This window comes from Acidovorax sp. SDU_ACID1 (assembly GCF_045291395.1).
GTDB lineage: Bacteria > Pseudomonadota > Gammaproteobacteria > Burkholderiales > Burkholderiaceae_C > MR-S7.
Window position 1 is genome coordinate 192,563 of sequence record NZ_CP152342.1, and the last position, 23,876, is coordinate 216,438.

The window sequence follows — 23,876 nt, forward strand, 5'->3', positions numbered from 1 at the left end:
GGGAAATCATGGGATGACACGCCCTAAGGGGCGCCCGTGCGCTCTTGTGCAGTCCGCGAGGGGTCTTGTATCGTGGGTGTTTTCGTACAGGAGGGAGCCATGCCGGGAGTTTCATGCATGCGTTCGCCCAGCCGCTGGCGCGCCCTGGCCGCCCTGGCGTGCGTGTGGGCGCTGGCCGGCGCCCAGGCGGCCACGCTGGAGGTCGAAGGGCCGGGCGGCCGCCGGCAGTACGACGGTGCGGCGCTGGCTGGGCACGCGCAGGCGCGCGAGATCGACGTGCCGCGCGACGGGGCTTACCACCGCCCCATGCGCTGGCGCGCCGTGCCGCTGGCCGTGGTGCTGCAGGGCCTGGGCCTCACGCCGGCCGACACGCTGGAGGTGGTGGCCACCGACGGCTTCGTGGCGCAGCTGCCCGGCGCGCTGGCGCTGCGCACGGGCGCGGGGCAGCCCTGGCTGGCCGTGGAGCCGCAGGGCGCCCCTTGGCCCGCGCTGCCGGGCAAGGCCGCCGGGCCGGGGCCGTTCTACATCGTGTGGCCCGTGGCCACGGGGGTGTCGGACGAGCAGTGGCCCTACGCCGTCGCCCGCATGGCGGTGCGCGAGCCGCCGCAGCGCCGCTGGCCGCAGATCGACGTGGCCGCGCGGCTGCCGGCGGACGACCCCGCGCGGCGCGGGCTGTCCGTGTTCGTGGCCCAGTGCCTGGCCTGCCACACCCTGAACGGTGGCGGCGCGGCCACCATCGGCCCCGACCTGAACCAGCCCATGAGCCCGGTGGACTACTTCCAGCCGGCGGCGCTGCGCCGCCTGATCCGCGACCCGGCGAGCGTGCGCCACTGGCCCGGCCGGTCCATGCCGGCCTTCGGCCCGCAGCAGCTCGACGAGCGGGCGCTGGACGACCTCATCGCCTATCTGCGCCACATGGCGCAGAGGCGGCGCGTCGCCCCGTAGCTGCTCCACCGTGGCCCCCGCAGGCATTTTGGTTGCTGAAATTTTGAGCAGGTACAATCCCGCCTCCCTCGCGCGTCCTCCCTCCATGCCCGCCCTGCAGATCGGCCCCTATTCCCTGGCGAACCGCCTGTTCGTCGCCCCCATGGCGGGCGTGACGGACCGGCCTTTCCGCCAGCTCTGCAAGCGCTTGGGCGCGGGCTACGCGGTCAGCGAGATGGTCACCTCGCGCAAGGACCTGTGGGCCAGCCTCAAGACCAGCCGCCGCGCCAACCACGAGGGCGAGCCGGGTCCGATCGCCGTGCAGATCGCGGGCACCGACGCGGCCATGATGGCCGAGGCCGCGCTCTACAACGTGGACCGGGGCGCGCAGATCATCGACATCAACATGGGCTGCCCGGCCAAGAAGGTCTGCAACAAGTGGGCGGGCTCCGCCCTCATGCAGAACGAGGTGCTGGCGGTGGAGATCGCGCAGGCCGTGGTCGACGCCTGCGCGCCGCGCGGCGTGCCCGTCACCCTGAAGATGCGCACAGGCTGGTGCGCGCAGCACCGCAACGCCGTGCAGCTCGCGCGCCGGTTCGAGGCCGTGGGCATCCAGATGCTCACCGTGCATGGGCGCACGCGCGAGCAGGGGTACAAGGGCGAGGCCGAATACGACACCATCGCCGCCGTGAAGGCCGCCGTGCGCGTGCCCGTGGTCGCCAATGGCGACATCACCAGCCCCGAGAAGGCGCAGGGCGTGCTGGCGGCGACGGGGGCCGACGCGGTCATGGTCGGCCGCGCGGCGCAGGGCCGGCCGTGGATCTTCCGCGAGATCGGCCATTTCCTCGCCACCGGCGAGCACCTCGCGCCGCCGCTGGTGGCCGAGGTGCGCCGCCTGCTGCTGGAGCATCTGCAGGACCACTACGGCCTCTACGGCGAGGCCAGCGGCGTGCGCAGCGCGCGCAAGCACATCGCCTGGTACGTACGTGCGCTGCCGGGCGGCGAGGATTTCAGACAACACATCAACACCATAGAGGACTGCGCGACGCAGTGGCAGGCCGTGGCCGATTACTTCGACGCGCTCGGCGCGCGCATGGACCGGCTGCCGCCTGCGCGCGCAGGGGTGGAAACAGAACATGAGCCAGAACATCAGCATTGAGCAATGCGTGCGCGAGAGCCTGCAGAGCTACTTCCGCGATCTGGACGGCGAGGCGCCCGACGGCGTGTACGACATGGTCGTGCGCCTGGTGGAAAAACCTCTGCTGGAAGTGGTGATGAGCCACGCCGACAACAACCAGTCCCGCGCTGCCGAATGGCTGGGAATGAACCGCAACACGCTGCGCAAGAAGCTCGCGCTGCATAAGCTCCTATAACCATAGCTGCCAGCGCTTGGCTGAAGGGCGCTGGAGCCGGATTTTTATCTTGAAGCCCGAGGCCCCCATGAACGCACTTCTCTCCGTCTCCGACAAGACCGGCATCGTCGAATTCGCCCAGGCGCTGCATGCGCTCGGCATCCGCCTGCTCTCCACCGGCGGCACCGCCAAGCTGCTTGCGGACAACGGCCTGCCCGTCACCGAGGTGGCCGAGGTCACGCAGTTCCCCGAGATGCTCGACGGCCGCGTGAAGACGCTGCACCCCAAGGTGCACGGCGGCCTGCTGGCGCGCCGCGACGTGCCCGCGCACATGGCGGCGTTGAAGGAGCACGGCATCGACACCATCGACCTGCTGGTGGTCAACCTCTACCCGTTCGAGGCCACGGTCGCCAAGGCCGGCTGCACGCTGGCCGACGCGATCGAGAACATCGACATCGGCGGCCCGGCCATGGTGCGCAGCGCCGCCAAGAACTGGAAAGACGTGGGCGTCATCACCTCCGCCGACCAGTACGAGGCCGTGCTGGGCGAGCTGAAGGGCGCGGGCAAGCTGAGCGACAAGCTGCGCTTCGCGCTGTCGGTGGCCGCGTTCAACCGCATCGCGCAGTACGACGGTGCCATCAGCGACTACCTCTCGTCGGTGCAGTTCGAGGACGAGAAGCTCTCCGAGGCCTACGTGCCCGAGCGCGCCCTGTTCCCCGGCCAGAGCAACGGCATCTTCACCAAGATCCAGGATCTGCGCTACGGCGAGAACAGCCACCAGCAGGCCGCGCTGTACCGCGACCTCTACCCCGCGCCCGGCTCCATCGTCACCGGCGTGCAGCTGCAGGGCAAGGAGCTGAGCTACAACAACATCGCCGACGCCGACGCCGCCTGGGAGTGCGTCAAGAGCTTCAAGCTGCCTGCCTGCGTGATCGTCAAGCACGCCAACCCCTGCGGCGTGGCCGTGGGCACCAACGCGCTGGAGTCCTACGGCAAGGCCTTCCAGACCGACCCCACCAGCGCCTTCGGCGGCATCATCGCGCTCAACCGCCCGGTGGACGGCCCGGCCGCCCAGCAGATCGCCAAGCAGTTCGTCGAGGTGCTGATGGCGCCCGATTTCACGCCCGAGGCGCTGGAGGTCTTCAAGGCCAAGGCCAACGTGCGCCTGATGAAGATCGCGCTGCCGGCCGGCGGCGACACCGCCTGGAAGCAGGGCCGCAACCTGATGGACGCCAAGCGCGTGGGTTCCGGCCTGCTGCTGCAGACCGCCGACAACCACGAGCTGCAGCTGCCCGACGTGAAGGTGGTCACCGCCAAGCAGCCCACGCAGGAAGAGATGCAGGACCTGCTGTTCGCCTGGAAGGTGGCCAAGTACGTCAAGAGCAACGCCATCGTGTTCGTCAAGGGCGGCATGACCATGGGCGTGGGCGCGGGCCAGATGAGCCGCCTGGACTCCGCCCGCATCGCCAGCATCAAGGCCGAGGCCGCAGGCCTGAGCCTGAAGAACACTGTGGTCGCCAGCGACGCCTTCTTCCCGTTCCGCGACGGGCTGGACGTGGTGGTGGATGCGGGCGCGACCTGCGTGGCCCAGCCCGGCGGCTCGATGCGCGACCAGGAGGTCATCGACGCGGCCAACGAGCGCGGCGTGGCCATGGTCTTCACGGGCGTGCGGCACTTCCGCCACTGACACCGCCCGGGCGCCGGCCTGGCCATGGCCTTCGACGACGGCCTCGCCCTCGGGGCGCAGCACCATGCGGCGCTGGAGCGCTGCGGGCGCGTCGCGCGCATGCCCGCGGGCACGCGGCTGTTCGACGCGGGCCAGTCCGATGACCGCATCTTCCTCGTGCGCGCCGGCCGGGTGCGCACCTTCGCCATCGCGGCCGACGGGCAGGAGATCACGACGGGCGTCTGGTCGCGCGGCAGCGTGATGGGGCTGCTGGGCGCGATGGAGCAGGGCGGCAAGGTGCTGTCCGCGCAGACCCTCGATGCCGCCGAGCTGCTGGTCTTGCAGGAGGAGCGGCTGCACCGGCTGGTGCTCGATCACCCCGACCTGGGCTGGGGCCTCATGCGGCTGCTGGCGCGCATGGCGGCTTCCAGCATCCAGCGCGCGCTGCGCCTGGCCAGCGCCTCCGCGCCGCAGCGCCTCGTGGACGCGCTGGTCATGCTGGCCGAGCTGCCCGAGGCGCGCCGCGCGGGCGCGGCCGCCGCCGTCATCGAAGGCATCAGCCAGGAAACGCTCGCGGGAATGACCGGCGCGAGCCGGCCGTGGGTCGCCCAGGCCATGGGCGACCTGGCGCAGCGCGGCCTGCTCGTGCCGTCCCGGTTGCGCATCGCCGTGCCCGACGTGGCGCGGCTGCGCGCGGCTGTGTCAACTGGCTAACAGACGGCCCGCGGGGCGCTGCCTAGCATCCGGCTCTCCACCCACCTTGCCGGAGTCCGAAATGCCCCGATTCTTCCGCTGGATGGCGGGACTGGCCCTGGGCCTGTCCGCCTGCCTGTCGTTTGCACAGACCTTTCCCGACCGGCCCGTGCGCCTGATCGTGCCGTGGCCCGCCGGCGGTTCCACCGACGTGTCCCTGCGCGTGCTGGCCAGCATCGCGGCGCGGCACCTCGGCCAGCCCATCGTGGTCGAGAACCGGCCCGGCGCGGCCGGCACGCTGGGCGTCGTGGCGCTGGCCCAGGCCAGGCCCGACGGCTACACGCTCGCCCAGATCCCCATGGGCGTGTTCCGCGTGCCGCACATGCAGAAGGTGGGCTGGGACCCGCTGCGCGACGTCACCTACCTGATCGGCGTCTCCGGCTACACCTACGGGCTCGTGGTGCGCGCCGACGCGCCCTGGAAGACGCTCAAGGAGTACCTCGACGACGCCCGCAAGCGCCCCGACGAGATCACCTACGGCACGGCCGGCGTGGGCGGCACGCCGCACCTGAATACCGAGCAGCTCGCCTCGGCGGCCGGCGTGCGATTGCGCCACGTGCCTTTCAAGGGCACGGCGGACAACCTGCAGGCGCTGCTGGGCGGGCACGTGATGTCGGCCTCCGAGGCCACGGGCTGGGCCCCCTACGTCGACAGTGGCCAGTTGCGCCTGCTGGCCACCTGGGGCGCCGAGCGCACCGCGCGCTGGCCGCAGGTGCCCACGCTCAAGGAGCTGGGCTACGGCCTCGTCTCCAGCGCGCCCTACGGCATCGGCGCCCCGGCCGGCATGGACCCGCGCACCGCCGCCACGCTGCACGACGCCTTCCACAAGGCGATGCAGGACCCCGAGCACCTCGCCGTGCTGGCCCGCTACGACCAGCCGCTGATCTACATGAGCAGTGCCGACTACACCCGCTTCGCGCGCGAGAGCTTCGCCGCCGAGCGCGCTCTGGTGGAGCGCCTGGGCCTGCGCGAGAACAAGTAAGGAGCCATGCACATGAACACGTTCCACAACCCGCCGGGCCTCGCCGCCCCCAACGGCTTCAGCCATGTGGCCGAAACGCGCGTGCGCCGCACGCTGATCGTCTCGGGGCAGGTGGCCTACGACGCCAGCGGCAGTGTCGTGGGCGCGGGCGACCTGCACGCGCAGACACGGCAGGTGTACGCCAACATCCAGGCCGCCCTGGCCAACTGCGGCGCCACCATGGACGACCTGGTCAAGACCACCCTCTTCGTGCGCGACCTGGACCCGGAGAAAGCCGCGGTCGTGCGGCGCGCGCGCCAGCCCTTCCTGCCGGCGGAACACCCCTGCGCCAGCACCATGGTCGGCGTGGCGTCGCTGGCCCGGCCCGACCTGCTGCTGGAGGTCGAGGCGATCGCGATGACGGATTGAGCGCGTTTCGACGCAATGGGCAAGCCGGATAATCCGCGCTTTGCCCTCATGCCGGACGACGAGCCCACACTGCCCCCCAAACCCCGCTGGCTGGCCTGGGCCATCGTGGTATTCATGGTGCTGGCCGTGCTCGGCGTGCTCAATATCGGCTGGCGCGTCATGCGCTCCGCACCCGCCGCCGTGGCGCAGGCCAGCCCGGCCCTCGCGGCCGGCAAGGCGCTCGTGGAAGACAGCGGCTGCATGCGCTGCCACGGCTTCGCGCGCCAATACGTGGGCCCGGCGTTCCAGCAGCTTGCCGACCGCTACCGGGGGCGCGCAGATGCGCCCGAATACATCGCGCGCAAGATCCGTGAGGGCGGCGCGGGCGAATGGGGTCGAGCGGTCATGCCCCGCCACCCGCAGCTCACGCAGCAGCAGGCGCTGCAGATGGCGGAGTGGGTGCTTTCTCTGCCGCCGCAGGGTGCGGCGGATTAAGAGGGTTTTCGGCCTCCAGCGCTTTTCCATCAAGCTTTGGAAGCTCTTTTTTCGATAGCGCAATGAACGTTTCGCGCAAGGCTGCAGGGGTCGCTGGCGATGAAGATAATGCGATTCATTCTCATGTTGTCCGCTATCCTTCGCGGCTATGTCCGCGCCGCACCTCCTGCATGAATTCCCGCTGCACTACGAATCCCTCGTGCGCTTCCTGCGCCGCCGCCTCGGCTGCGACGAGCAGGCGCGCGAAGTGGCGCACGACACCTGGATGCGCCTGGCCGAGCGCCCGGCGGCGGGTGCCGAGCCCATCGGCGATGCGCGCAGCTATTTCTGCACCGTGGCGGCCAACCTGCACCTGGATCAGCACCGGCGCACGCAGTGGCTGCAAAGCCACCTGGCGCAGACGGCCGACACCGGGGCGGGCGCCACCCATGCGCCCGACGTGGCCGATGGGGTGATGTACCGCCAGGCGCTGGCGGCGCTCGATGCCGCGCTGGCGGCCCTGCCTGCGCGGGCGCGCGCGGTGTTCGAGGCCCACCGCATCCATGGCGAATGCCAGGCCGGCATCGCCGCGCGGCTGGGCGTGTCGCTGGGCACCGTGGAGCGCGACCTGGCCGTGGCGGGCGACCGGGTCGAGGCCGCGCTGCATCGCTGGCGCGGCGACAAGGCCCTGCCCACGTCCGCCAAGGGGCGGCGCAAGAGCCTGGCCTCGCTGCTGGGCCTGGGCGCGGTCGGCGTGCTGGGGTGGCAGGGCTGGCGCCACTGGCAGGCGCAGGCGCTGCAATGGCAGGCCGCCTTCGCCACGCCGCGCGGCCAGCGCCTGAACCGGGCCTTGCCGGATGGCTCGCTCCTCGCCCTCGACGCGGACAGCCGCGCCGAGGTGGCCTTCGACGCCCGCCGCCGCGCCGTGCGCCTGCTGCAGGGCGCCGCCTTCTTCGAGGTGTGTGCGGAGGCCGCGCGCCCCTTCGTCGTCGATGCGGGCGGCGTCACCGTCACCGTGCTGGGCACGCGCTTCGGCGTGGAGCTGGACCCGGCGGGTGGCGTGCTGGTGCAGGTGGAGTCGGGCCGGGTGCGCGTCGAGCGCGGCGGCCAGGTGCTGGCGGCCGCGCTCACCGCAGGCCAGGGGCTGGCCGTGCCCCCGGCGCCGCCCCGGCCCGCGCGGCGGGCGGCCCGGCGGCGCCGTGGCGCGAAGGCCGCCTGCACTTCGACGCCACGCCGCTGGCCGACGCGGTGCAGCGCCTGTCGCGCTATAGCCGCATGGACCTGCGCACCGACGCCCGCGCCGCCCCGCTGCGCGTGAGCGGCACGGTGGAGATCGCGCAGGCCCACGACTGGCTCCAGGCCCTGCCTGCCGCGCTGCCCGTGCGCCTGGTGCGCGAGCCCAATGGCGGTGTGCTGCTCGCAGGACGTTAAAAAAGCTTGGGGGTTCCGCCGCCTGGTTCGTCCTACAGAAGAAAGCCTTTTCTTTCTTCCGCACAAGGACGCATCCGCATGCACCGTTTCACGCCCCTCCGCGCTGCCCTGGCCCTGGGCCTGGCGTTCCAGATCCATGCTGCCGGCGCGCAGACCGTCCGCTTCGACATTCCCGCGCAGCCGCTGGCGCCCGCGCTGGCCGCCCTGGCCAGCCAGGCGGGCCTGCAACTGGCCTTCGCCGCCGAACTGGCCCAGGGCCGGTCGGCGCCGGCCCTGCAAGGCCCGCACGAGGTGGCCGACGCCCTGCGCGCCCTGCTGGCCGGCAGCGGCCTGCAGGGCCGCGTGCAGGGGCGCACGCTGGTGGTGGAGCGCGTCGCCGCGCCGGGCGCCGCCGCCGCGCTGCCCGCGGTGACCGTGAGCGCATCGGCGCAGGCCGAGGCCGCCCCCGGCCCCGTGGCGGGCTACGTGGCGCGCCGCAGCACCACGGCGGGCAAGATGGACATGGCCGTCATGGAGACGCCCGTGTCCATCCACGTCGTCGGCCGCGAGCAGATCGAGGCGCAGGGCGCCCAGCGCATCCAGCAGGCGCTGCGCTACACGCCGGGCATGTCGGCCGACATCCGGGGCGACATCTCGCGCTTCGACCAGATGGCGTTCCGCGGCACCGGCTGGGTGCTGGACACCTTCCAGTACCTGGACGGCCTGCGCCTGCCGCGCGGCTCCTCGTACCTGATCCCGCAGATCGACCCCTACTTCCTGGAGCGCGTGGAGGTGCTGAAGGGGCCCGCCTCGGTGGTCTACGGCCAGGCGCCGCTGGGAGGCATCGTCAGCCTGGCGGGCAAGCGCCCCACGGCGGAGCGCGTGCGCGAGGTGAACCTCGCCGTGGGCAGCCACAGCCGCGTGCAGGCCGGCTTCGACAGCGGCGGCGCGCTCAATGAGGATGGCTCGCTCACCTACCGCCTCACCGCCCTGGGCCGCAAGGCCGACACCTCGGTGCAGATGACGCGGGAGGAGCGCATCGCCATCGCACCCTCGGTCACCTGGCGCCCCGATACCGATACCGCGCTCACCCTGCTGGCCTCCTGGCAGCACGACCCGGCAGGGGGCTTCTACGGCGTGCTGCCCTCCAGCGGCACCATCCTGCCCAACCCCTACGGCCCCATCCGGCGCGATTTCTTCGACGGCTCGCCCGGCTTCAACCAGTACGACCGCACCCAGGCCAGCGCCGGCTACGAGCTGAGCCACCGCTTCGCCAGCGGCTGGCGCCTGCAGCAGAACCTGCGCTACTGGCGCATGGAGATGGACCAGAGCCAGGTGGGCACGCTGCGGCTGCAGCCGGACCAGCGGACGCTGGCGCGCTACGCCACCTGGTCGCAAGAGAGCATGCGCGCCATCAACCTCGACACCCGCATCGAGGGCGAGGCCGCCACCGGCAGCCTGGCGCACCGCATGGTGTTCGGCCTGGACCTGCAGCGCGACCACTGGACGCAGCTCCAGGCCATGGCGGGGGCGCCGTCGCTCGATCTCATCGATCCCGACTACACCCAGCCCATCCCGCGCCCGGCGGCCAACAACAGCCCGGACAGGACGCAGCGGCTCGCGGGCCTGTACGCGCAGGACCACATCCGCTGGGGCGCCTGGGGCCTGCTGCTCGGCCTGCGCGCCGACCACGCCGACATCCGCGTCGACAACGCGCTCACGCGCCGCAACACCCGCCAGGACTTCATGCGGTACACCGGCCGTGTGGGCCTGATGCACCACTTCGAGAGCGGCGTGGCGCCCTATGCCAGCTATTCGACCTCGTTCGACCCGCCGGTGAACGTGAACCCCTATGGCGACCCGTTCAAGCCGACCACCGGCCGGCAGGTCGAGGTCGGCGTCAAGTACCAGCCGCCGGGCACCCGGCAGCTCTACACGCTGGCCGCGTTCGACCTGACCCAGCGCAACGTGCTGACGCGCGACCCCAACTCGTCGCTGCCCAACGCGATGGTGCAGACCGGCGAGGTGAATTCGCGCGGCGTGGAGTTCGAGGCCAAGTTCAACCTGGCCCGGGGGCTGAACCTGGTCGGGGGCTTCTCCGTGCTCGACCCGAAGATCACCCGCAGCAACGGCGTGGACCTGAACAAGCGCCCCATCTCGGTGGCGCGCACCACGGCCTCGCTGTGGGCCGACTACCGCCTGCCCGCGGGCGTGACGCTGGGCGGCGGCGTGCGCCACGTCGGCGCGGCCTACGCCGACCCCGCGAACACCCAGCGCATCCCCGCCTACACGGTGGCCGACGCGATGCTGCGCTACGAGCTGGGCGCGGGTACCACGCTGGCCCTGAACGTGAGCAACCTGTTCGACAGGACCTACTTCACCTGCAACGCGGCCGACTTCTGCAACTACGGGCAGAGCCGCACCTTCCTGGCCACGCTGAACGTCCAATGGTGAGCTCTACCCTGGACGCGGGCGTGCGCCCGTGGCGCGTGTTCGCGGGCATCGGCGCGCTGTACCTGGGCTTCGGCGTCGTCGTGGCGCTGCTGCAGGGCGGCCTGCCGCCCATCCTGCGCGCGCGCGGCATGCCCGTGGAGCAGATGGCCTGGGTCTTCGCGCTGTACCTGCCGGTGGGCCTGTCCTTCCTCTGGGCGCCGCTGGTGGACCGGCTGCGCTGGCCGTTCCTCTCGCCGCGCATCGGCTGGATCGTGGCAGCGCAGGCCGTTGCCATGGCCGCGCTGGCGGCCGTCGCGCTGCTGGAGCACGCCGCCCTGCCACTGCTGTTCGCCCTGGGGCTGGTGGTGGCGCTGGCGGTGGCGACGATGGACTTGGCCCTCGACGCGCTGGCTGTGGAGATGACCGGCGAGCAGGCCAAGCCCCTGGCCGCGGCGCTCAAGCTGGCGGCGCTGTCGCTGGGCGCGCTGGTCGGCGGCGGCGTGTTCGTCGGCCTGCTGGCGCGCATCGGCTGGGCGCCGACCTTCGCGCTGGTGGCGCTGCTGCTGGCGCTGGCGCTGGTGCCGGTCTTCGGCCTCACAGGCGCGGATCGTGCGGCGGGTACACGGCGCCCGGCAGCCGGCGGCGCGCGGCTCTACGAGGCGCTGCGCCGGGGCGCCATGCGCCGGCGGCTGGGCCTGCTGGTGCTCGTCGCCGGCGCCATCTTTCCTTTGAGCGCGCTCAACCGCGTGATGCTGATCGACCTGGGCGTGCCGCTGGAGCGAATCGCCTGGCTGGTCGGCACCGCGCAGCCCGTGGGCATGCTGCTCGCGTCGGCCGTGTCCGGCCCGCTGATCCGCCGTCTGGGCAACGCGGGCGCCTTCGCCGCCTTCGCCGCACTGGGGCTGGCATGCCTGGCCCTGCTGTGGTGGGGCGTGCATGCGCAGGCACAGGGGCCCGCCATCGCGGGCGCCATCGGCATGGCGGCGGTGGTGGGCGGCCTGATGGTGGTGTGCGCCGCGCTCACGCTGCTGTGGTCGGTGGGCGCGCAAGCGGCCACCAGCTACGCCGTGCTGTTCTGCGGCGCGCGGCTGGCGGGCATCGTCGCCACCATGGGCGCGAGCCGGCTCGCCGCGCTGATCGACTGGCCCACCTTCTACGCCGCGGGCGCCGCCGCCCTGGCGGCCGTCACGGCGCTGCTGCTGGCATGGCTGCCTTCCCTGCAACGAGAGAACCCTGATGACCACAAGCCCTGAATTCACCCCGCCCCTGCCCGATGCCGCGCTGTTCGACATCGGCGAATGGCCCATCGCCTACGCGCGTTTCCCGGAACTGGGCGAGGCCGACCGCGTGCCGCGCACGCTGCGCTCGCTGGACGCCGTGCTGGACCAGTGCCAGCGCTTCGTGATCGTGTGGACGCCCGCCAGCCACGACCACGACGACGAGCCGCACGAGGATGAACGTGCCTCCATGGTCTGGCTCAAGCGCCGCAAGGGCGACCTGCGCGAGTGGTGCGCGGGCTACGTCTACGTGACCACCGATCCGGCGCTGCGCGCGCTGCTCACCGGGCGCTTCGTCACCGTGAGCAAGCTGCTGCCGTTCCCCAAGCTGCTGGCCGACGACCGGGACGATGCGCGGCGCCAGGCGCTCGCGCTGCTGGGATGATGCGGAGGCAGTCACACCGAACAGGGGCGTGGCCCGGGCCGGTGCGCCTCCAGCGCATCCGGTACAGACATGCCCCATCGCGCAATGGTGTGGAGCGCTTGAAGCTATTTTTATGATAGCAACCGTGGATATTTAGAATAGCGCTCCAGCACAACAGGCTGCGAACAGCGCCGCTCGCGGATTCGCCCCAACGATGACATCACTGCCATGGCCGCAGGCCGTGGCAGCCTTCTCGTCTCGTCCTGGGGAACCGTCCATGCATGTACAGCCACGCGGCCAGCGCCAGCCGCCCTTCGAGCGCTACAGCAGCTTCTACGAAAAACACTCCGACTGCTTCCGCGCCGATGCCGCCCGCGCGGTGCAGCGCCCGGGGCGCGCCAGCTCAGCTACGAGATCGCGCCGGTCTATGGCCGGGGCTGGACGGACATGCACGAGTTCGGCAGCGGCATCATGACCGGGCGCATGCACTGGCAGCTCGATGCGCCGCTGGAGAGCGTCTACGCCGAATACCCCGACACCCTCAACCTGGGCCTGATCGCGGACGGCCGGTCGATCTTCCGCCTGGCCGGGCGGGAAGACACCGTGTGCGAGCCGGGCAGCATCTTCCTGCGCAACGGCAATCCCGGCGTGTTCCGCAACCGCGCGCCCTGCGGCGTGCTGATGACCGGCGTGTCGGTGGACGTCCCGCGTGAGCTGGCGCGCGCGCTGCATGAGGACGGGGTCGACCTGGCCTGGCTCGGCCGGCGCGACAGCCACGCCATCCTGCGGCCTTCGCAGGCCACGGGCACCATGCTGCGCACCCTGGCGCGCAGGATGCTGGCGGTGCGCACCGGGGGCTCCACGCTGGCGCGGCTGGAGCTGGAATCGCTCAGCCTGGAGCTGCTGCTCAAGTTGATGGCCGCGGGCCCCGGCGCGCGCCTGCCGGCGCTGCGGCAGGTATCGCGGCGCTGGCAGGCAGCACTCGACGAGGCGCTGGACATTCTGCACACCGAATGGCAGCAGCCGCACACCATCGCGCAGTTGGCGCGGCGTGCGGGCATCAACGAGTGCTACCTGAAGAGCCTGTTTCGCGAGCGCACCGGCCTGGGCGTCGCCGCCTACCTGCGCCAGCTGCGCATGGAGCACGCGCGCAAGCTGCTGGCCGGGCAGCGCCACAGCATCCAGCAGGTGGCCGCGCTGTGCGGCTACGCGCACGCGGGCAAGTTCGCCCAGGCGTTCCGCGAGGTGCACGGCGCGCCGCCGTCGGCCATGCTCTGAAGCACCGCTTCCGCCATGGGGTGGACCCTGAATTTCCGCCCTGGAGCACTCTATTTCCCGAAGGGGGCCGGCCACCGCAAGTCGCTGAATAACACTTGGACGCATTCTTTTTCGTATCCATCGGAAAGCCATGTCCAAGCCCTCGCGCCGCCGTCCGTTCCTGCCCTTGTGCCCTACCGCGTTCGCCGCCCTGTGGGTGGCGCTGGCGGCGGCGGCCCAGCCTGCCGAGGAGGCGCGCACGCCCGGCGCGGACGAGCCGAAGACACTCGAACCCGTCGTGGTGCGCGCCCGCCTGGCTGACGAGGCGCCGCGCGAGGTGCCGTTCAGCGTCAACGTCATCGGCGGCCAGGAGATGGAGGAGCGCCGGCTGTTCTCGGTGGAAGAGGCGCTGTGGCAGATCCCCGGCGTGGAGATGAACTCCAACGGCGGCGACTCGTGGAACGCCAACGTGCGCATCCGCGGCGTGGGCGCGCTGCAGAAGGTCAGCGGCGAGGACGCCTCGGTGGGCCTGACGGTCGATGGCCAGCCGATGCTGGTCAACAACATGTCGTCGCAGGCGTTCGACCTGGAGCGCGTGGAAGTGCTCAAGGGCCCGCAGGGCACGCTGCTGGGCAACAACAGCGAGGCCGGCGCCATCAACGTCATCACCGCCAAGCCCACGCGGCACTTCGAGGGCTACGTGCGCTCCGAGATCGGTACCGACCGGCAGCGCATGGCCGAGGGCGCCATCAGCAGCCCCTTGAGCGAGACGCTCAGCGCCCGCCTGGCGCTGCGCGGCACCGCCAGCGACCACTGGGTGCACGACTGGCAGACGGGCGCCGTCGTCAGCACGCCGCGCGACACCGGCGTGCGCGGCACGCTGCTGTGGCAGCCGCTGGCCACGACCCGGCTCACGCTCACGGCCCAGCACGACAGCCTGCGCGGCCACCCCAACATCTTCGCGCTGCACCCCTACGGCGACCCGGTGACGGTGGACCGCGGCACCACCCCGTGGACCAACGACCGCCGCAGCGTGGACCGCGTGGGCGCCACGCTGGAGCACGACCTGGGCTTCGCGCTGCTGACTTCGGTCACCGGCTACGTCAAGGCCGACACCTGGATGATGAACATCCCCTACGAAGGTCACCAGTACCGGCGGCTGATCGGCATGGCGCCCGAGGACGGCGGCTACTTCGTCATGCGCAACGGGGAGGAGACCACCTCGCAGGAACTGCGCCTGTCCTCCCGACCCGGCGACCGCGTGTTCTGGGTGGCCGGTCTGAACTGGCTGCGCCACCAGCGCGACGTGGACATGCCGTTCGGCGCCTTCGACCATTTCTACCCCACCAACTACACCAACGGCACCATGCTGCGCCGGCTGGAGAGCACCAGCCGCGCCGTCTTCGGCGAGGCCACCTTCCCCGTGGCCGAGCGCCTGAAGCTGACCACCGGCCTGCGCCACACCTGGGACCGCAAGCGCCAGCGCGCGAGCTGGCAGGCCGTGCCGGGCAACGACGGCCCCATCCGCTACGCGGAGGACAACGACGCGCTGCGCGACCACTACACCACCGGGCGCCTGGGCCTGGGCTGGGCGCTGGATGCGCAGACCAACCTCTACGCGATGGCCTCGCGCGGTTACAAGAGCGGCGGCTACAACGACTACGGCACCAACGTCACCCTGGGCGGCAGGGACGCGCCCTACGCCGCCGCGCGCGTCAACGCCGTGGAGATCGGCGCCAAGCACGAAAGCGCCGACGGCCGCTTCGGCCTGAACGCCGCGCTGTTCGAGTCGCGCGGCAAGGGCGACCACATGCTGTTCTTCGACGTCATGACCTTCGGCATGTACGCCGAGAACGTGGACACGCGCAGCCGCGGGCTGGAACTCTCGGGCTTCTGGAAACCCACCGCCGGCCTGACGCTGGACGCGGCCCTGGCCTATACCGACGCCAAGATCACCGGCGTGGCCGCCACCAGCACCTCGGGCGCGGCGGCCGGCAACCGCGTGCCCGACAGCCCGAAGTGGAGCGGCAGCATCGGCGTGCAGTACCGCATGCCCTTGGGCGCGTTCATGGGCTGGCAGTCGCCCGCGTGGAGCACGCGCATCGCCGCCCGCTTCGCCAGCAGCCGCGCGGGCGATCCGCAGAACCAGTTCACGCTGCCCGGCTACCACCAGATCGACCTGCGCACCGGCGTCTCGGGCGGCAAGACCGAGCTGTATCTGTGGGTCAAGAACCTGACCGACAAACGCTACGACTCCTTCGGCTATTACTACCCAGCGATGGTGGAGGGCGGGCCGGACGCGGTCATGGGCCTGCCCGTGCGCGGGCGCACCGTGGGCGTGGGCTTCGCCTACTACTTCTGATGCGGCGCGCGATCTGGCTCGGCGTGGCGGCCGCAGTGCTGGCCTGCGGCGCGGCGGCATGGCGCGTGGCCCTGCCGGCCGGTGCCACCCAGGCGCGCGCGGACTGGGAAAAGCGCTGGATCACGCCGCTCGACCCGAACGTCTGCACCACCGAGCCGGGGCAGACCTCGCGCTTCATCGACGATGCCGCCGAGCACGCCCTGCGCGTGGCGGGCGGCGTGCTGGACATCGCCATCGACGCCGCCACCGGCCGCGCCCAGGGCACCTGGACGCTGCACGGCGTGCAGGCGCCGTGGGGCTGGCTGCACCTGGAGGCGCCACCCGGGTTCACGCTGCGCGCCGCGCGCGCCCGGCAGGCATCGCTGGCCACCGAGGCGCGCGGCGGCCACATCGCCGTCGCGCTCGATGCCTGCGCGCGCGAGCAGTGCGACGTGGCACTCGATTTCATCACCGAGATCGGCGCGCCGGGCCGCTGGCTGCCCGCCGAGCGCCTGCTGCCGCGCCTGGGGCTGGATGGCGACCGCGTGCTGCGCGACCCCGCCGAGCGCGCGCGCCACGGCCTGCCCGGCTTCGTGACCCTGCCCGACCATCTGGCCGCCGTGGCGCTCGCGGGCGTGGCCCCGGCGGGCGCATGGCGATGGCAGGCGCGCGTGCGGCAGGGCGCGTCCACCACCGTTTCCAACGGCCAGACCGGCGGCGCGCTGGACTTCGTGCTCTCCACTTCCCATGAAGGCGCCGACGCGCTGGCTGCCGAGGCCCAGGCCATGCACGCCTGCGTGGCCGCGCGCATGGGCGATGCGCCGCAGCTAGAGACCGTGGCCTACGCGCCCGAGCCAGCGTCCGCGCGCCTGTCGGCGGGCACGCTGTGGCTGCCTCCGGCGCTGCGGGACGACCCGGCGCTGCGCCGTGCCGAGATGGCGCGCGCCATCGCGCTGCGCCATGTGGCCGACGCCGGCCGGCTGCGCCAGACGCGCGGCGCGCAGTGGCTCGCCAGCGGCCTGCCGGGCGCCGTCGGGCTGCTGTGCGCCACGGAGCACGAAGCGCCCGCCGCTGCGCAGGCGCTGCTGCAGCGCGCCTCGGCCCAGGCCACGCAAGCCTTGCAGGCGCAGGCGGGCGAAGTGGGCGCCGTGGCCTTCGCTGCCTTCGATGGCTGGGTGCGCGACTACGCGCCGCTGGCCGCGCTCGACCCCGTGCGGCGCATGGGCGCGGCGCAGATCCAGACCCTGCTGGCCGAATTGGGCGGCGGCGTGCGCATCCAGTACGCGCTCTCCGCCGCGCTCGGCACGCCGCGCGCCACGCTGGCGCTGAGCATGCCGCTGGCCACCGACCTGCGCACCGGCGCGGGCGGGCGGCTGGAGGGCGAGCGCTGGCGCTGGCAGCAGGGCGGCTGGAAGCGTCTCACGGCCTTCGACCAGGGCTGGGCGCTGGCCGAAAGCGCCGACGGCGCCTTGTGGCTCGACGCCTGGCCCGGCTACGAGCGCGACTTCGCCGACAACCTGGCCTCGCCGCCCCCATTCCCTTCATCCCATCTCGCCGGAGCAAGACCATGAAACGACGCCAACTCCTCCAATACTCCGCCAGCCTGCCGCTGGTCGGCGGCTCCACCCTGCTGCTCAAGGCCTGCGGCGGCAGCGGCGGCGGCGATCCGCAACCCAAGGGCACGCTGCCGATTCCCGCGCTGGTGCGCGCCGACGCGGCCAACCCCGTCACGCTGAAGATCCAGAAGGGCCAGTACGAATTCCTCGCCGGCAAGAAGTCCGACACCTTCGGCATCAACGGTGCGCTGCTCGGCCCGGCGCTGCTGGTGAAAAGCGGCGCGCAGTTCAACGTGCGCGTGGAGAACGCGCTGGACGAAGACTCCGTGCTGCACTGGCACGGCCTGCTGGTCGATGGCGGCAGCGACGGCGGGCCGGCCTCCGCCGTCGGGCCGGGCAAGGGCTATGCGGTGAAGACCGCCGTCAGCCAGCCGGCCGCCACGCTCTGGTACCACGCCCACCCGCACCGGCGCACCGGCTACCAGACCGCGATGGGCGTCGGCGGCCTGCTGATCGTCGAGGACGACGCCAGCGCCGCGCTGGGCCTGCCCCACACCTGGGGCGAGGACGACGTGCCCCTGGTGCTGCAGGACAAGTACCTGAACGCCGACGGCAGGATCACCTACAAGCTCAACCACAACACCGTAGGCCTGGGCTGGTTCGGCCAGCACATGTTCGTCAACGGCGTGCAGCAGCCCACGCACTACGCGCCGCGCGGCTGGGTGCGGCTGCGCATGCTCAACGCCTGCAATGCGCGCGTGCTCAAGCTGCGGCTGGGCAACCATGCCGCGTTCCAAGTGATCGCCAGCGACGGCGGCCTGCTGGCCGCGCCCGTGCCGGTTACGGAGCTGGTGCTGGCGGCGGCCGAGCGCTTCGAGATCCTGGTCGATGGTTCCGCCGGCCAGCCCATTGAACTGGTCATGGCGCGCTACGACGAACAGTACGGCGCCAACGCCGCGCCGTTCGACGTGGACCGCACGCTGCTCACCATCCACCCCACGCTGCCCGCCAGGAACGGCCTGCTGCCGCCCCTGCTGGCCGACCTGCCCGAGGCGCAGGCGCCGCAGGGCGCGCGCGAGCGCCGCATCACCTTCCAGCTGATGGGGCACTTCCCCATCGACCCCGACCCCACCGGGCCGCTGCCGGAGATCTGGCCCTTCGACTTCGCCTGGAACGAGGAGGACTCTGTCTTCGACGACCACACGCTCGCACACATCAACCAGATCGAGGTGGACGGCGCGCCGATGGAGTCGTTCAGCCTGGACACGGCCGGCTTCAGCGTGCCGCGCGGCACGTACGAGCGATGGCGGCTCACGCTGCGCACGGGCGACGTGTACCCGCACCCGTTCCACGTGCATGGCACGCAGTTCCGCATCCTCGCCATCAACGCCGGCCCGGTACCCGCGCACCTGCAAGGCTGGAAGGACACCGTGAACATCCCGGGCGCGGCCAACGTCCGCGGCGAGCCCGGCCACGTGGAGGTGCTGGTGCGCTTCGACCATGCGGCGGCCATGCCGCACCCGTACATGGTGCACTGCCACAACCTCGAACACGAGGACGGCGGGATGATGCTCGGCTTCGAGGCGGTATGAGCGGCGTCGACCTCGGCGGCGTGCCCGAGACCATGCTGTGGACGCTGCACAACCGCGCCAGCGAATCGCTGCGCCCGGACGGCCTGCTGCGCGACCCCGAGGCCGAACGCATCTACCGCGCCATCGCCTACGACTGGCGGCGCAGCTTCGGCCGGCCCGACGCCTCGCACGCCGTGCGCTCGCTGCAGTTCGACGAAGTGGTGCGCGGCTGGATGCTGCGCCACCGCGGCGGCACGGTGGTGGAACTGGGCTGCGGGCTGGAGACGCAGTTCCAGCGCATCGACGACGGCAGGGTGCAGTGGCTGTGCGTGGACGTGCCCGAGTCCATCGACGTGCGCGAGCGCTTCCTGCCGCCCGCGCCGCGCTGCCGCCACCTGCGCTGCAGCGCGCTCGACACGGGCTGGATCGACGCCGTCGATCTCGCGCGCGGCGTCTTCGTCACCGCGCAGGGGCTGCTGATGTACTTCACGGAAAGCCAGGTGCGCGGCCTGCTGCAAACCATTGCCCAGCGCCTGCCGGGCAGCGAAGTGATGTTGGACACCATCCCCGAATGGTTCTCGCGCATGACCACGCGCCAGAAGGGCCTGTGGCGCACGCCGCACTACCGCGTCCCGCCCATGCCCTGGGGCATCGCGCCCGCCGCGCTGCCCGCGCGGCTGCGCGCATGGCTGCCCACGCTGCAAGACGTGCGCGTGATTCGCTACCGGCGCTTTCGCAGCTTCCCCACCGTGCTCATGCCCACGCTGGGGCGGCTGCCGGGCCTGCGCGCCCTGGTGCCGGCCATGGCGCACGTGCGGCTGGGCGGCGCCGGGAATACAAGCCAAATCGGCATCTAGCGCTTGCAGGGCAAGCGCTGGCAGCTATCAAAAGTGGAGTTGATTGACCCATGATCGCATTCACCGGCCTCGAAGTGCGCGGCCTCGCCAAGACCTACGCGGGCGGCGTGCCCGCGCTGCAAGGCGTGGATCTGCGCGTGCCGCCCGGCCTCTATGGCCTGCTCGGCCCCAACGGCGCGGGCAAGAGCACGCTGATGCGCACCCTCGCCACGCTGCAGCGGCCCGACGCGGGCAGCATCCTGCTCGACGGCGTGGACGTGCTCGCCGACCCGCACCACCTGCGCCAGCGCCTGGGCTACCTGCCGCAGCAGATCGGCGCCTACCCCGGCGTCAGCGCGCGCAGCCTGCTGGAGCGCTTCGCCTGGCTCAAGGGCCGCACCGATGCGCGCGCGCGCCGCGCCGAGGTCGATGCGCTGCTCGACCAGGTGAACCTCGCCGACGCCGCAGGCCGCGCCGTCGCCACCTACTCGGGCGGCATGCTGCGGCGCTTCGGCATCGCGCTGGCGCTGATCGGCTCGCCGCGCCTGCTGGTGGTGGACGAGCCCACCGCCGGGCTCGACCCGGCCGAGCGCAACCGCTTCCACCGCGTGCTGGCCGACGTGGCGCAGGGCGCGGTGGTGCTGCTGTCCACGCACATCGTCGAAGACGTGCAGAACCTCTGCGCGCGCCTGGCCATCCTGGCGGGCGGGCGCGTGGTGGCCGAAGGCACGCCCGCCGACCTGGCCGCGCCGCTGGCGGGGCGGCTGTGGGAATGCGTGGTGCCGCACGGCGCGCCGCTGCCCGCGGGCGCGCTGCACCTGGCCGCCGCGCCGCAGGGCACGCGCGTGGTGGTGCACGGCGAGCGGCCCGGTGACGCCTTCGCGCCGCGCACGCCCGGCCTGGAAGACGTGTACTACCTCGCCCTGGCCGGCGCGGGCCTGGCCGACCAGGCCGAGGCCGCCTGATGCGCGCGCCTCACGTACTGGCGCGCGAAGCCGCCGCCGAATTCCGCGCGGGCCTGGCGAGCGGCATCGCGCCGCTGATCTTCGCCGGCCTCACCGCCTACCTGCTGCTGGTGCTGTCCAGCGCGGGCTACCTGCGCGACATGAACGCGGCCGACGTGCCGCGCAACGCGCCCATGCTGGTGTATCTGATGACGCCGGGCATGTCCTTCTTCCTGTTCTTCGCCTGGGCCTGGGTGTTCGGCCAGTGCGTGGCGCGCGAGCGGCAGGCGCAGTTGCACGAGGTGGTGCTGGCCGCGCCCGTGCCGCTGGCGGCGCTGCTGGCCGGGCGCTGGCTGGGCGCATGGGGCGTGGCGCTGATGCTGGGCGCATCGCAGGCCGTGGGCTTCGTGGCCGCGCCGCTGCTGGAGGCGGCGGGGCTGGTGCCCGCGGGCAGCATGGGGCCCACGCCCTGGGCGGCCCTGGCCTGGAGCTGGCTCATCTACACCGTGCCGCTGTCGGCCGGCTGCGGCGCGCTGTACCTGCTGGCCGCGCTGCGCACGCGCGGCATGGCCGGGCCGTTCGCCGTGGCGGCGCTGCTGTGCGCAGTGTGGATGGCGGCGATGATCGTCATCAAGGACGGGCACATCAGCGACTTCCTCGTGGCGCTGATCGACCCCTCGGGCTTCGGCGAGGCCGAGCGCCAGGTGCTCGGCTGGACGCCGCAGGAAAAGCGCGGCGCGCTCATCGCCGTCACGCCGGGCTTCGCGCTCAACCGCATGCTGTGGTGCCTGGCGCCTGTGCTGTGGCTGGCCTGGGCGCTGCCGCGCGTGCGGCGCGAGCGGCTGGTGCTGGAGGCGCCCGCCGTCCTCCAGCCCGCGCGCCAGGCCACCGTGCGCGCGGCCACCATGCCGGTTGCGGCCCGGGCCACCTCCTGGTGGCGCGCACTGTGGCAGGAGGCGCGCTGGCAGACCGCCCAGGTGCTGCGCAGCCGCGCCGCGTGGCTCGGCGGCGCGCTGCTCGTGGCCATGGGCGTGGCGGGCGCGTTCGTGCACGTCGTCGGCCACGCCGAAGGGCCGATGGTGCCCCGGCCCGAGCTGCTGGGGCCGCTGCTGTTCAAGTTCACCTACCTGGTCACCGTGTTCATCATCGCTGCGCTGGCGGGCGGCATGGCGCGGCGCGACGAGCGCGGCGGCTTCGCCGAGATGGCCGACGCCGCGCCCATGCCCGTGGCGCTGCGCTTCGCGGCGCGCTGCATCGCCGTCGGCGCCGTGGCCTTCGTGCTGGTGCAACTGGTGGCCCTGTCCAGCCTGCTCACCACCGCCATCGCCGCGCCGCAGGCGTTCAGCCCCTGGCAGCCGGTGGCCCTGCAGGCGCTGCGCCACGGGCCCGCGCTGCTGGAAGTGGCCGTGCTGGTGCTGCTGGTGCATGCGCTGGTGCGCCGCGCGGGCGTGGCGCACGCGGCGGCCATGCTGCTGGCCTTCGTGCTCATCGTGAACCACGAGGCCGCGCTGGTCGACTATCCGCCGTACCAAATCGGGCTGCCCCTGCCCGCGACGATTTCCGCCGCCACGGGCTGGGGGCCGTGGATCGCGCCCATGCTCGCCGCCGATGCCTGGAAGCTGGCGCTGGCGCTGCTGTTCGCCGCGCTGGCGGCCTTGGCTGTGCCGCGCGGCACCGACGCGCGCTGGCGCGTGCGCCTGGCCGAGGCCGCGCAGCGCCTGCGCGGCCCGGCGGGCGCGGCGCTGGCCGTGGGCCTGGCGGGCACGGTTGCCACGGGCGCGCTCCTGCATGCGCGGCTGGTGGAAGAGGGCGGCTGGCAGCCGCCCGCCGAGGAGCGCGCCGACGATGCGCAGTGGGAGCGCCGCTGGCTGCGCGGCGATGCCACGTTTAGTGCCACGGGTGGTGAAGTCGCGCTGGCCGTGCACCCCGCCACGCGCACCGTGCAGGGCGACTGGCTGCTGCGCGGCGTGCGGGCGCCGCAGGGCTGGCTGCATGCCGAACTGCCGCCGGATTTCACGCTGCACGCCGTGCAGGTGGACGGCGCGTCGGTGGCGGCCGAATCGGACCACGACCACATCGCCGTCCCTGTGGGCGCTTGCGCTGCGGGCTGCGCGGTGCGCCTGTCGTTCACGGTCGCCCCGCGCGGCTGGACGGCTGAAGGCGAGGCGCCCTGGCTCACGCCCGCCGGCATGTGGCTGCGTGCGCAGGACGTGCTGCCGCGCCTGGGTTTCGACGCCGCCCGGCTGCTGCGCGTGCCCGCCGAACGCGCCGCCGCAGGGCTGCCTGCCGAAGTGCGCCTGCCCGCCTGGCAGTCCTCGGTGGCGGCGCAGGGTGTGGCCCCGCCGGGCGACTGGCATTGGCGCATCGCCATCGACGGCGGCGACCCACAGGAAGGCCACACCATGGGCGCGCTGGACTTCGCCGCGCTGCGCGCCCCGCGCCTGCATGCCAGCCGCATGGGTGGCCTGCAGGTGCTGCACGACGCCACGCGCACCGCCACCGCGCAGGCCGTGGCGCGGGACGTGCAGGACATGCAGGCCTGCGTGGCGCGGCGCCTCGGCGTGGACATTGCCGTGGACACCGTCGCCCAGACCCCGCGCGAACTCGGCGAGCCGCTGCTGGCCGGCGGCCTGCTCTGGCTGCCCGAAGGCCCGCACTGGGACGTGGCCGACGCCGGCGTGGGCCGCGCCAAGCGCCGCGCCGCCATCGCCCGCGCGCTGGCCGCGCGCCACGTGGCCGACGCCGCCGCGCTGCGCCAGGGGCCGGGCGGGCAATGGCTGGTGCACGGCCTGCCCGGCGCCATCGGCCTGCTGTGCGTAGCCGAATCCGGCGATGCGTCCTTCGTGCAGGGCCTGATGACGCGCGCCTCGGCCGACGTCACGCAGGCGCTGGCCGCCAGCACCGCGCCCGTCGGCGCGCTGGCGCTTGCGCCCTACGGCGGCTGGGCGCAACACCACGCGCCGCTGGCCGCGCTGCACGCGGTGCAGCGGGCGGATGCCGATGCGCTGGCCGCCCTGCTGGCGGCGGTGCGCGGCGGCATGGCGGTGGAGCAGGCGCTTGCCCGGACCTGGGGCGCCGAATATGCGGCCTGGATGCTCGGGCCGCCGCTGGCCTCCGACCTGCACGCCGACGGCACCGGCGAGCGCTGGCGCTGGCACGCGGGCGGCTGGCAGGACGCCGGCCGCGCCGAGGGCGCGTGGCGCCTGGGCGATGCGCTATGGCTGGACGGCTGGCCCGCCTACGAGCGTTCGCCTGCGGACAACCTGCAAAAACAATAGCTGCCAGCGCTTGTCATTCAATCGTTTGGATAGGAAAGCTATCCAAAATCATTGAGCGGCAAGCGCAAGCA

Annotated in this window: 20 protein-coding genes; all 20 read left to right on the top strand. The window is 72.5% G+C overall.

The features are described 5' to 3' along the window. Nucleotides 1-117: 117 nt before the first annotated feature. The 20 genes from AAG689_RS00865 to AAG689_RS00960 all read left to right on the top strand — a co-directional run bounded on the left by AAG689_RS00865 (nt 118) and on the right by AAG689_RS00960 (nt 23,805). Nucleotides 118-945 (top strand): c-type cytochrome, encoded by an 828-nt coding sequence (locus AAG689_RS00865; RefSeq protein ID WP_406624384.1) that lies wholly within the window; start codon nt 118-120, stop codon nt 943-945. An 85-nt stretch (nt 946-1,030) separates the two neighbouring features. Beyond that, nucleotides 1,031-2,083 (top strand): tRNA dihydrouridine synthase DusB, encoded by a 1,053-nt coding sequence (gene dusB, locus AAG689_RS00870; protein ID WP_406624385.1) that lies wholly within the window; start codon nt 1,031-1,033, stop codon nt 2,081-2,083. Beyond that, the gene (locus tag AAG689_RS00875; RefSeq protein WP_020230834.1) at nt 2,061-2,297 is read left to right on the top strand and encodes a Fis family transcriptional regulator; all 237 of its coding nucleotides are present in this window, start codon (nt 2,061-2,063) and stop codon (nt 2,295-2,297) included. Before dusB ends, AAG689_RS00875 begins: the two co-directional genes overlap by 23 nt. Before the next feature lie 67 nt (nt 2,298-2,364). Then, nucleotides 2,365-3,963, top strand: coding sequence for a bifunctional phosphoribosylaminoimidazolecarboxamide formyltransferase/IMP cyclohydrolase (gene purH, locus AAG689_RS00880; protein ID WP_406624386.1), 1,599 nt, complete (start codon nt 2,365-2,367; stop codon nt 3,961-3,963). A gap of 24 nt (nt 3,964-3,987) precedes the next feature. After that, nucleotides 3,988-4,656, top strand: a complete 669-nt coding sequence (locus AAG689_RS00885) for a Crp/Fnr family transcriptional regulator (protein WP_406624387.1) — start codon at nt 3,988-3,990, stop codon at nt 4,654-4,656. Between the two features lie 61 nt (nt 4,657-4,717). Then, nucleotides 4,718-5,677 carry a tripartite tricarboxylate transporter substrate binding protein gene (locus AAG689_RS00890; protein WP_034691816.1) on the top strand — a complete coding sequence of 320 codons (960 nt, stop codon included), beginning with the start codon at nt 4,718-4,720 and terminating at the stop codon, nt 5,675-5,677. A 12-nt stretch (nt 5,678-5,689) separates the two neighbouring features. Then, nucleotides 5,690-6,085, top strand: coding sequence for a RidA family protein (locus AAG689_RS00895; protein WP_406624388.1), 396 nt, complete (start codon nt 5,690-5,692; stop codon nt 6,083-6,085). A gap of 15 nt (nt 6,086-6,100) precedes the next feature. Beyond that, nucleotides 6,101-6,559 carry a c-type cytochrome gene (locus AAG689_RS00900; protein ID WP_406624389.1) on the top strand — a complete coding sequence of 153 codons (459 nt, stop codon included), beginning with the start codon at nt 6,101-6,103 and terminating at the stop codon, nt 6,557-6,559. 148 nt (nt 6,560-6,707) lie between these two features. After that, entirely contained in the window at nt 6,708-7,856 is a 1,149-nt protein-coding gene (locus AAG689_RS00905) for a sigma-70 family RNA polymerase sigma factor (RefSeq protein WP_406624390.1), read from the top strand. Then, entirely contained in the window at nt 7,814-7,969 is a 156-nt protein-coding gene (locus AAG689_RS00910; protein ID WP_406624391.1) for a hypothetical protein, read from the top strand. The genes AAG689_RS00905 and AAG689_RS00910 overlap by 43 nt, the downstream gene beginning before the upstream one ends. Nucleotides 7,970-8,047: 78 nt before the next feature. After that, nucleotides 8,048-10,402 carry a TonB-dependent siderophore receptor gene (locus AAG689_RS00915; RefSeq protein ID WP_406624392.1) on the top strand — a complete coding sequence of 785 codons (2,355 nt, stop codon included), beginning with the start codon at nt 8,048-8,050 and terminating at the stop codon, nt 10,400-10,402. After that, entirely contained in the window at nt 10,396-11,634 is a 1,239-nt protein-coding gene (locus tag AAG689_RS00920; RefSeq protein ID WP_406624393.1) for an MFS transporter, read from the top strand. Before AAG689_RS00915 ends, AAG689_RS00920 begins: the two co-directional genes overlap by 7 nt. Next, nucleotides 11,618-12,043, top strand: a complete 426-nt coding sequence (locus AAG689_RS00925) for a hypothetical protein (protein WP_020230825.1) — start codon at nt 11,618-11,620, stop codon at nt 12,041-12,043. The genes AAG689_RS00920 and AAG689_RS00925 overlap by 17 nt, the downstream gene beginning before the upstream one ends. A 426-nt stretch (nt 12,044-12,469) precedes the next feature. After that, nucleotides 12,470-13,300, top strand: a complete 831-nt coding sequence (locus AAG689_RS00930) for a helix-turn-helix transcriptional regulator (protein WP_406624394.1) — start codon at nt 12,470-12,472, stop codon at nt 13,298-13,300. 130 nt (nt 13,301-13,430) lie between these two features. Beyond that, nucleotides 13,431-15,641 carry a TonB-dependent receptor gene (locus AAG689_RS00935; RefSeq protein WP_406624395.1) on the top strand — a complete coding sequence of 737 codons (2,211 nt, stop codon included), beginning with the start codon at nt 13,431-13,433 and terminating at the stop codon, nt 15,639-15,641. After that, entirely contained in the window at nt 15,641-17,191 is a 1,551-nt protein-coding gene (locus AAG689_RS00940; protein WP_406624396.1) for a hypothetical protein, read from the top strand. The genes AAG689_RS00935 and AAG689_RS00940 overlap by 1 nt, the downstream gene beginning before the upstream one ends. Continuing rightward, nucleotides 17,188-18,768: a multicopper oxidase domain-containing protein gene (locus AAG689_RS00945; protein ID WP_406624397.1), complete on the top strand. Its 1,581-nt coding sequence runs from the start codon at nt 17,188-17,190 to the stop codon at nt 18,766-18,768. The genes AAG689_RS00940 and AAG689_RS00945 overlap by 4 nt, the downstream gene beginning before the upstream one ends. After that, nucleotides 18,765-19,604: a class I SAM-dependent methyltransferase gene (locus AAG689_RS00950; RefSeq protein ID WP_406624398.1), complete on the top strand. Its 840-nt coding sequence runs from the start codon at nt 18,765-18,767 to the stop codon at nt 19,602-19,604. The genes AAG689_RS00945 and AAG689_RS00950 overlap by 4 nt, the downstream gene beginning before the upstream one ends. Nucleotides 19,605-19,654: 50 nt before the next feature. Beyond that, nucleotides 19,655-20,548 (top strand): ABC transporter ATP-binding protein, encoded by an 894-nt coding sequence (locus tag AAG689_RS00955; RefSeq protein WP_406624399.1) that lies wholly within the window; start codon nt 19,655-19,657, stop codon nt 20,546-20,548. After that, complete coding sequence (locus AAG689_RS00960) at nt 20,548-23,805, top strand: hypothetical protein (protein ID WP_406624400.1); 3,258 nt, start codon at nt 20,548-20,550, stop codon at nt 23,803-23,805. The genes AAG689_RS00955 and AAG689_RS00960 overlap by 1 nt, the downstream gene beginning before the upstream one ends. Nucleotides 23,806-23,876: the final 71 nt, after the last annotated feature.

Bases quoted from the DNA above. Each gene is read 5' to 3' on its own strand.
- AAG689_RS00865 (WP_406624384.1), top strand. From the start codon at position 118: ATGCGTTCGCCCAGCCGCTGGCGCGCCCTGGCCGCCCTGGCGTGCGTG.
- dusB (WP_406624385.1), top strand. From the start codon at position 1,031: ATGCCCGCCCTGCAGATCGGCCCCTATTCCCTGGCGAACCGCCTGTTC.
- AAG689_RS00875 (WP_020230834.1), top strand. From the start codon at position 2,061: ATGAGCCAGAACATCAGCATTGAGCAATGCGTGCGCGAGAGCCTGCAG.
- purH (WP_406624386.1), top strand. From the start codon at position 2,365: ATGAACGCACTTCTCTCCGTCTCCGACAAGACCGGCATCGTCGAATTC.
- AAG689_RS00885 (WP_406624387.1), top strand. From the start codon at position 3,988: ATGGCCTTCGACGACGGCCTCGCCCTCGGGGCGCAGCACCATGCGGCG.
- AAG689_RS00890 (WP_034691816.1), top strand. From the start codon at position 4,718: ATGCCCCGATTCTTCCGCTGGATGGCGGGACTGGCCCTGGGCCTGTCC.
- AAG689_RS00895 (WP_406624388.1), top strand. From the start codon at position 5,690: ATGAACACGTTCCACAACCCGCCGGGCCTCGCCGCCCCCAACGGCTTC.
- AAG689_RS00900 (WP_406624389.1), top strand. From the start codon at position 6,101: ATGGGCAAGCCGGATAATCCGCGCTTTGCCCTCATGCCGGACGACGAG.
- AAG689_RS00905 (WP_406624390.1), top strand. From the start codon at position 6,708: ATGTCCGCGCCGCACCTCCTGCATGAATTCCCGCTGCACTACGAATCC.
- AAG689_RS00910 (WP_406624391.1), top strand. From the start codon at position 7,814: ATGGACCTGCGCACCGACGCCCGCGCCGCCCCGCTGCGCGTGAGCGGC.
- AAG689_RS00915 (WP_406624392.1), top strand. From the start codon at position 8,048: ATGCACCGTTTCACGCCCCTCCGCGCTGCCCTGGCCCTGGGCCTGGCG.
- AAG689_RS00920 (WP_406624393.1), top strand. From the start codon at position 10,396: ATGGTGAGCTCTACCCTGGACGCGGGCGTGCGCCCGTGGCGCGTGTTC.
- AAG689_RS00925 (WP_020230825.1), top strand. From the start codon at position 11,618: ATGACCACAAGCCCTGAATTCACCCCGCCCCTGCCCGATGCCGCGCTG.
- AAG689_RS00930 (WP_406624394.1), top strand. From the start codon at position 12,470: ATGCACGAGTTCGGCAGCGGCATCATGACCGGGCGCATGCACTGGCAG.
- AAG689_RS00935 (WP_406624395.1), top strand. From the start codon at position 13,431: ATGTCCAAGCCCTCGCGCCGCCGTCCGTTCCTGCCCTTGTGCCCTACC.
- AAG689_RS00940 (WP_406624396.1), top strand. From the start codon at position 15,641: ATGCGGCGCGCGATCTGGCTCGGCGTGGCGGCCGCAGTGCTGGCCTGC.
- AAG689_RS00945 (WP_406624397.1), top strand. From the start codon at position 17,188: ATGAAACGACGCCAACTCCTCCAATACTCCGCCAGCCTGCCGCTGGTC.
- AAG689_RS00950 (WP_406624398.1), top strand. From the start codon at position 18,765: ATGAGCGGCGTCGACCTCGGCGGCGTGCCCGAGACCATGCTGTGGACG.
- AAG689_RS00955 (WP_406624399.1), top strand. From the start codon at position 19,655: ATGATCGCATTCACCGGCCTCGAAGTGCGCGGCCTCGCCAAGACCTAC.
- AAG689_RS00960 (WP_406624400.1), top strand. From the start codon at position 20,548: ATGCGCGCGCCTCACGTACTGGCGCGCGAAGCCGCCGCCGAATTCCGC.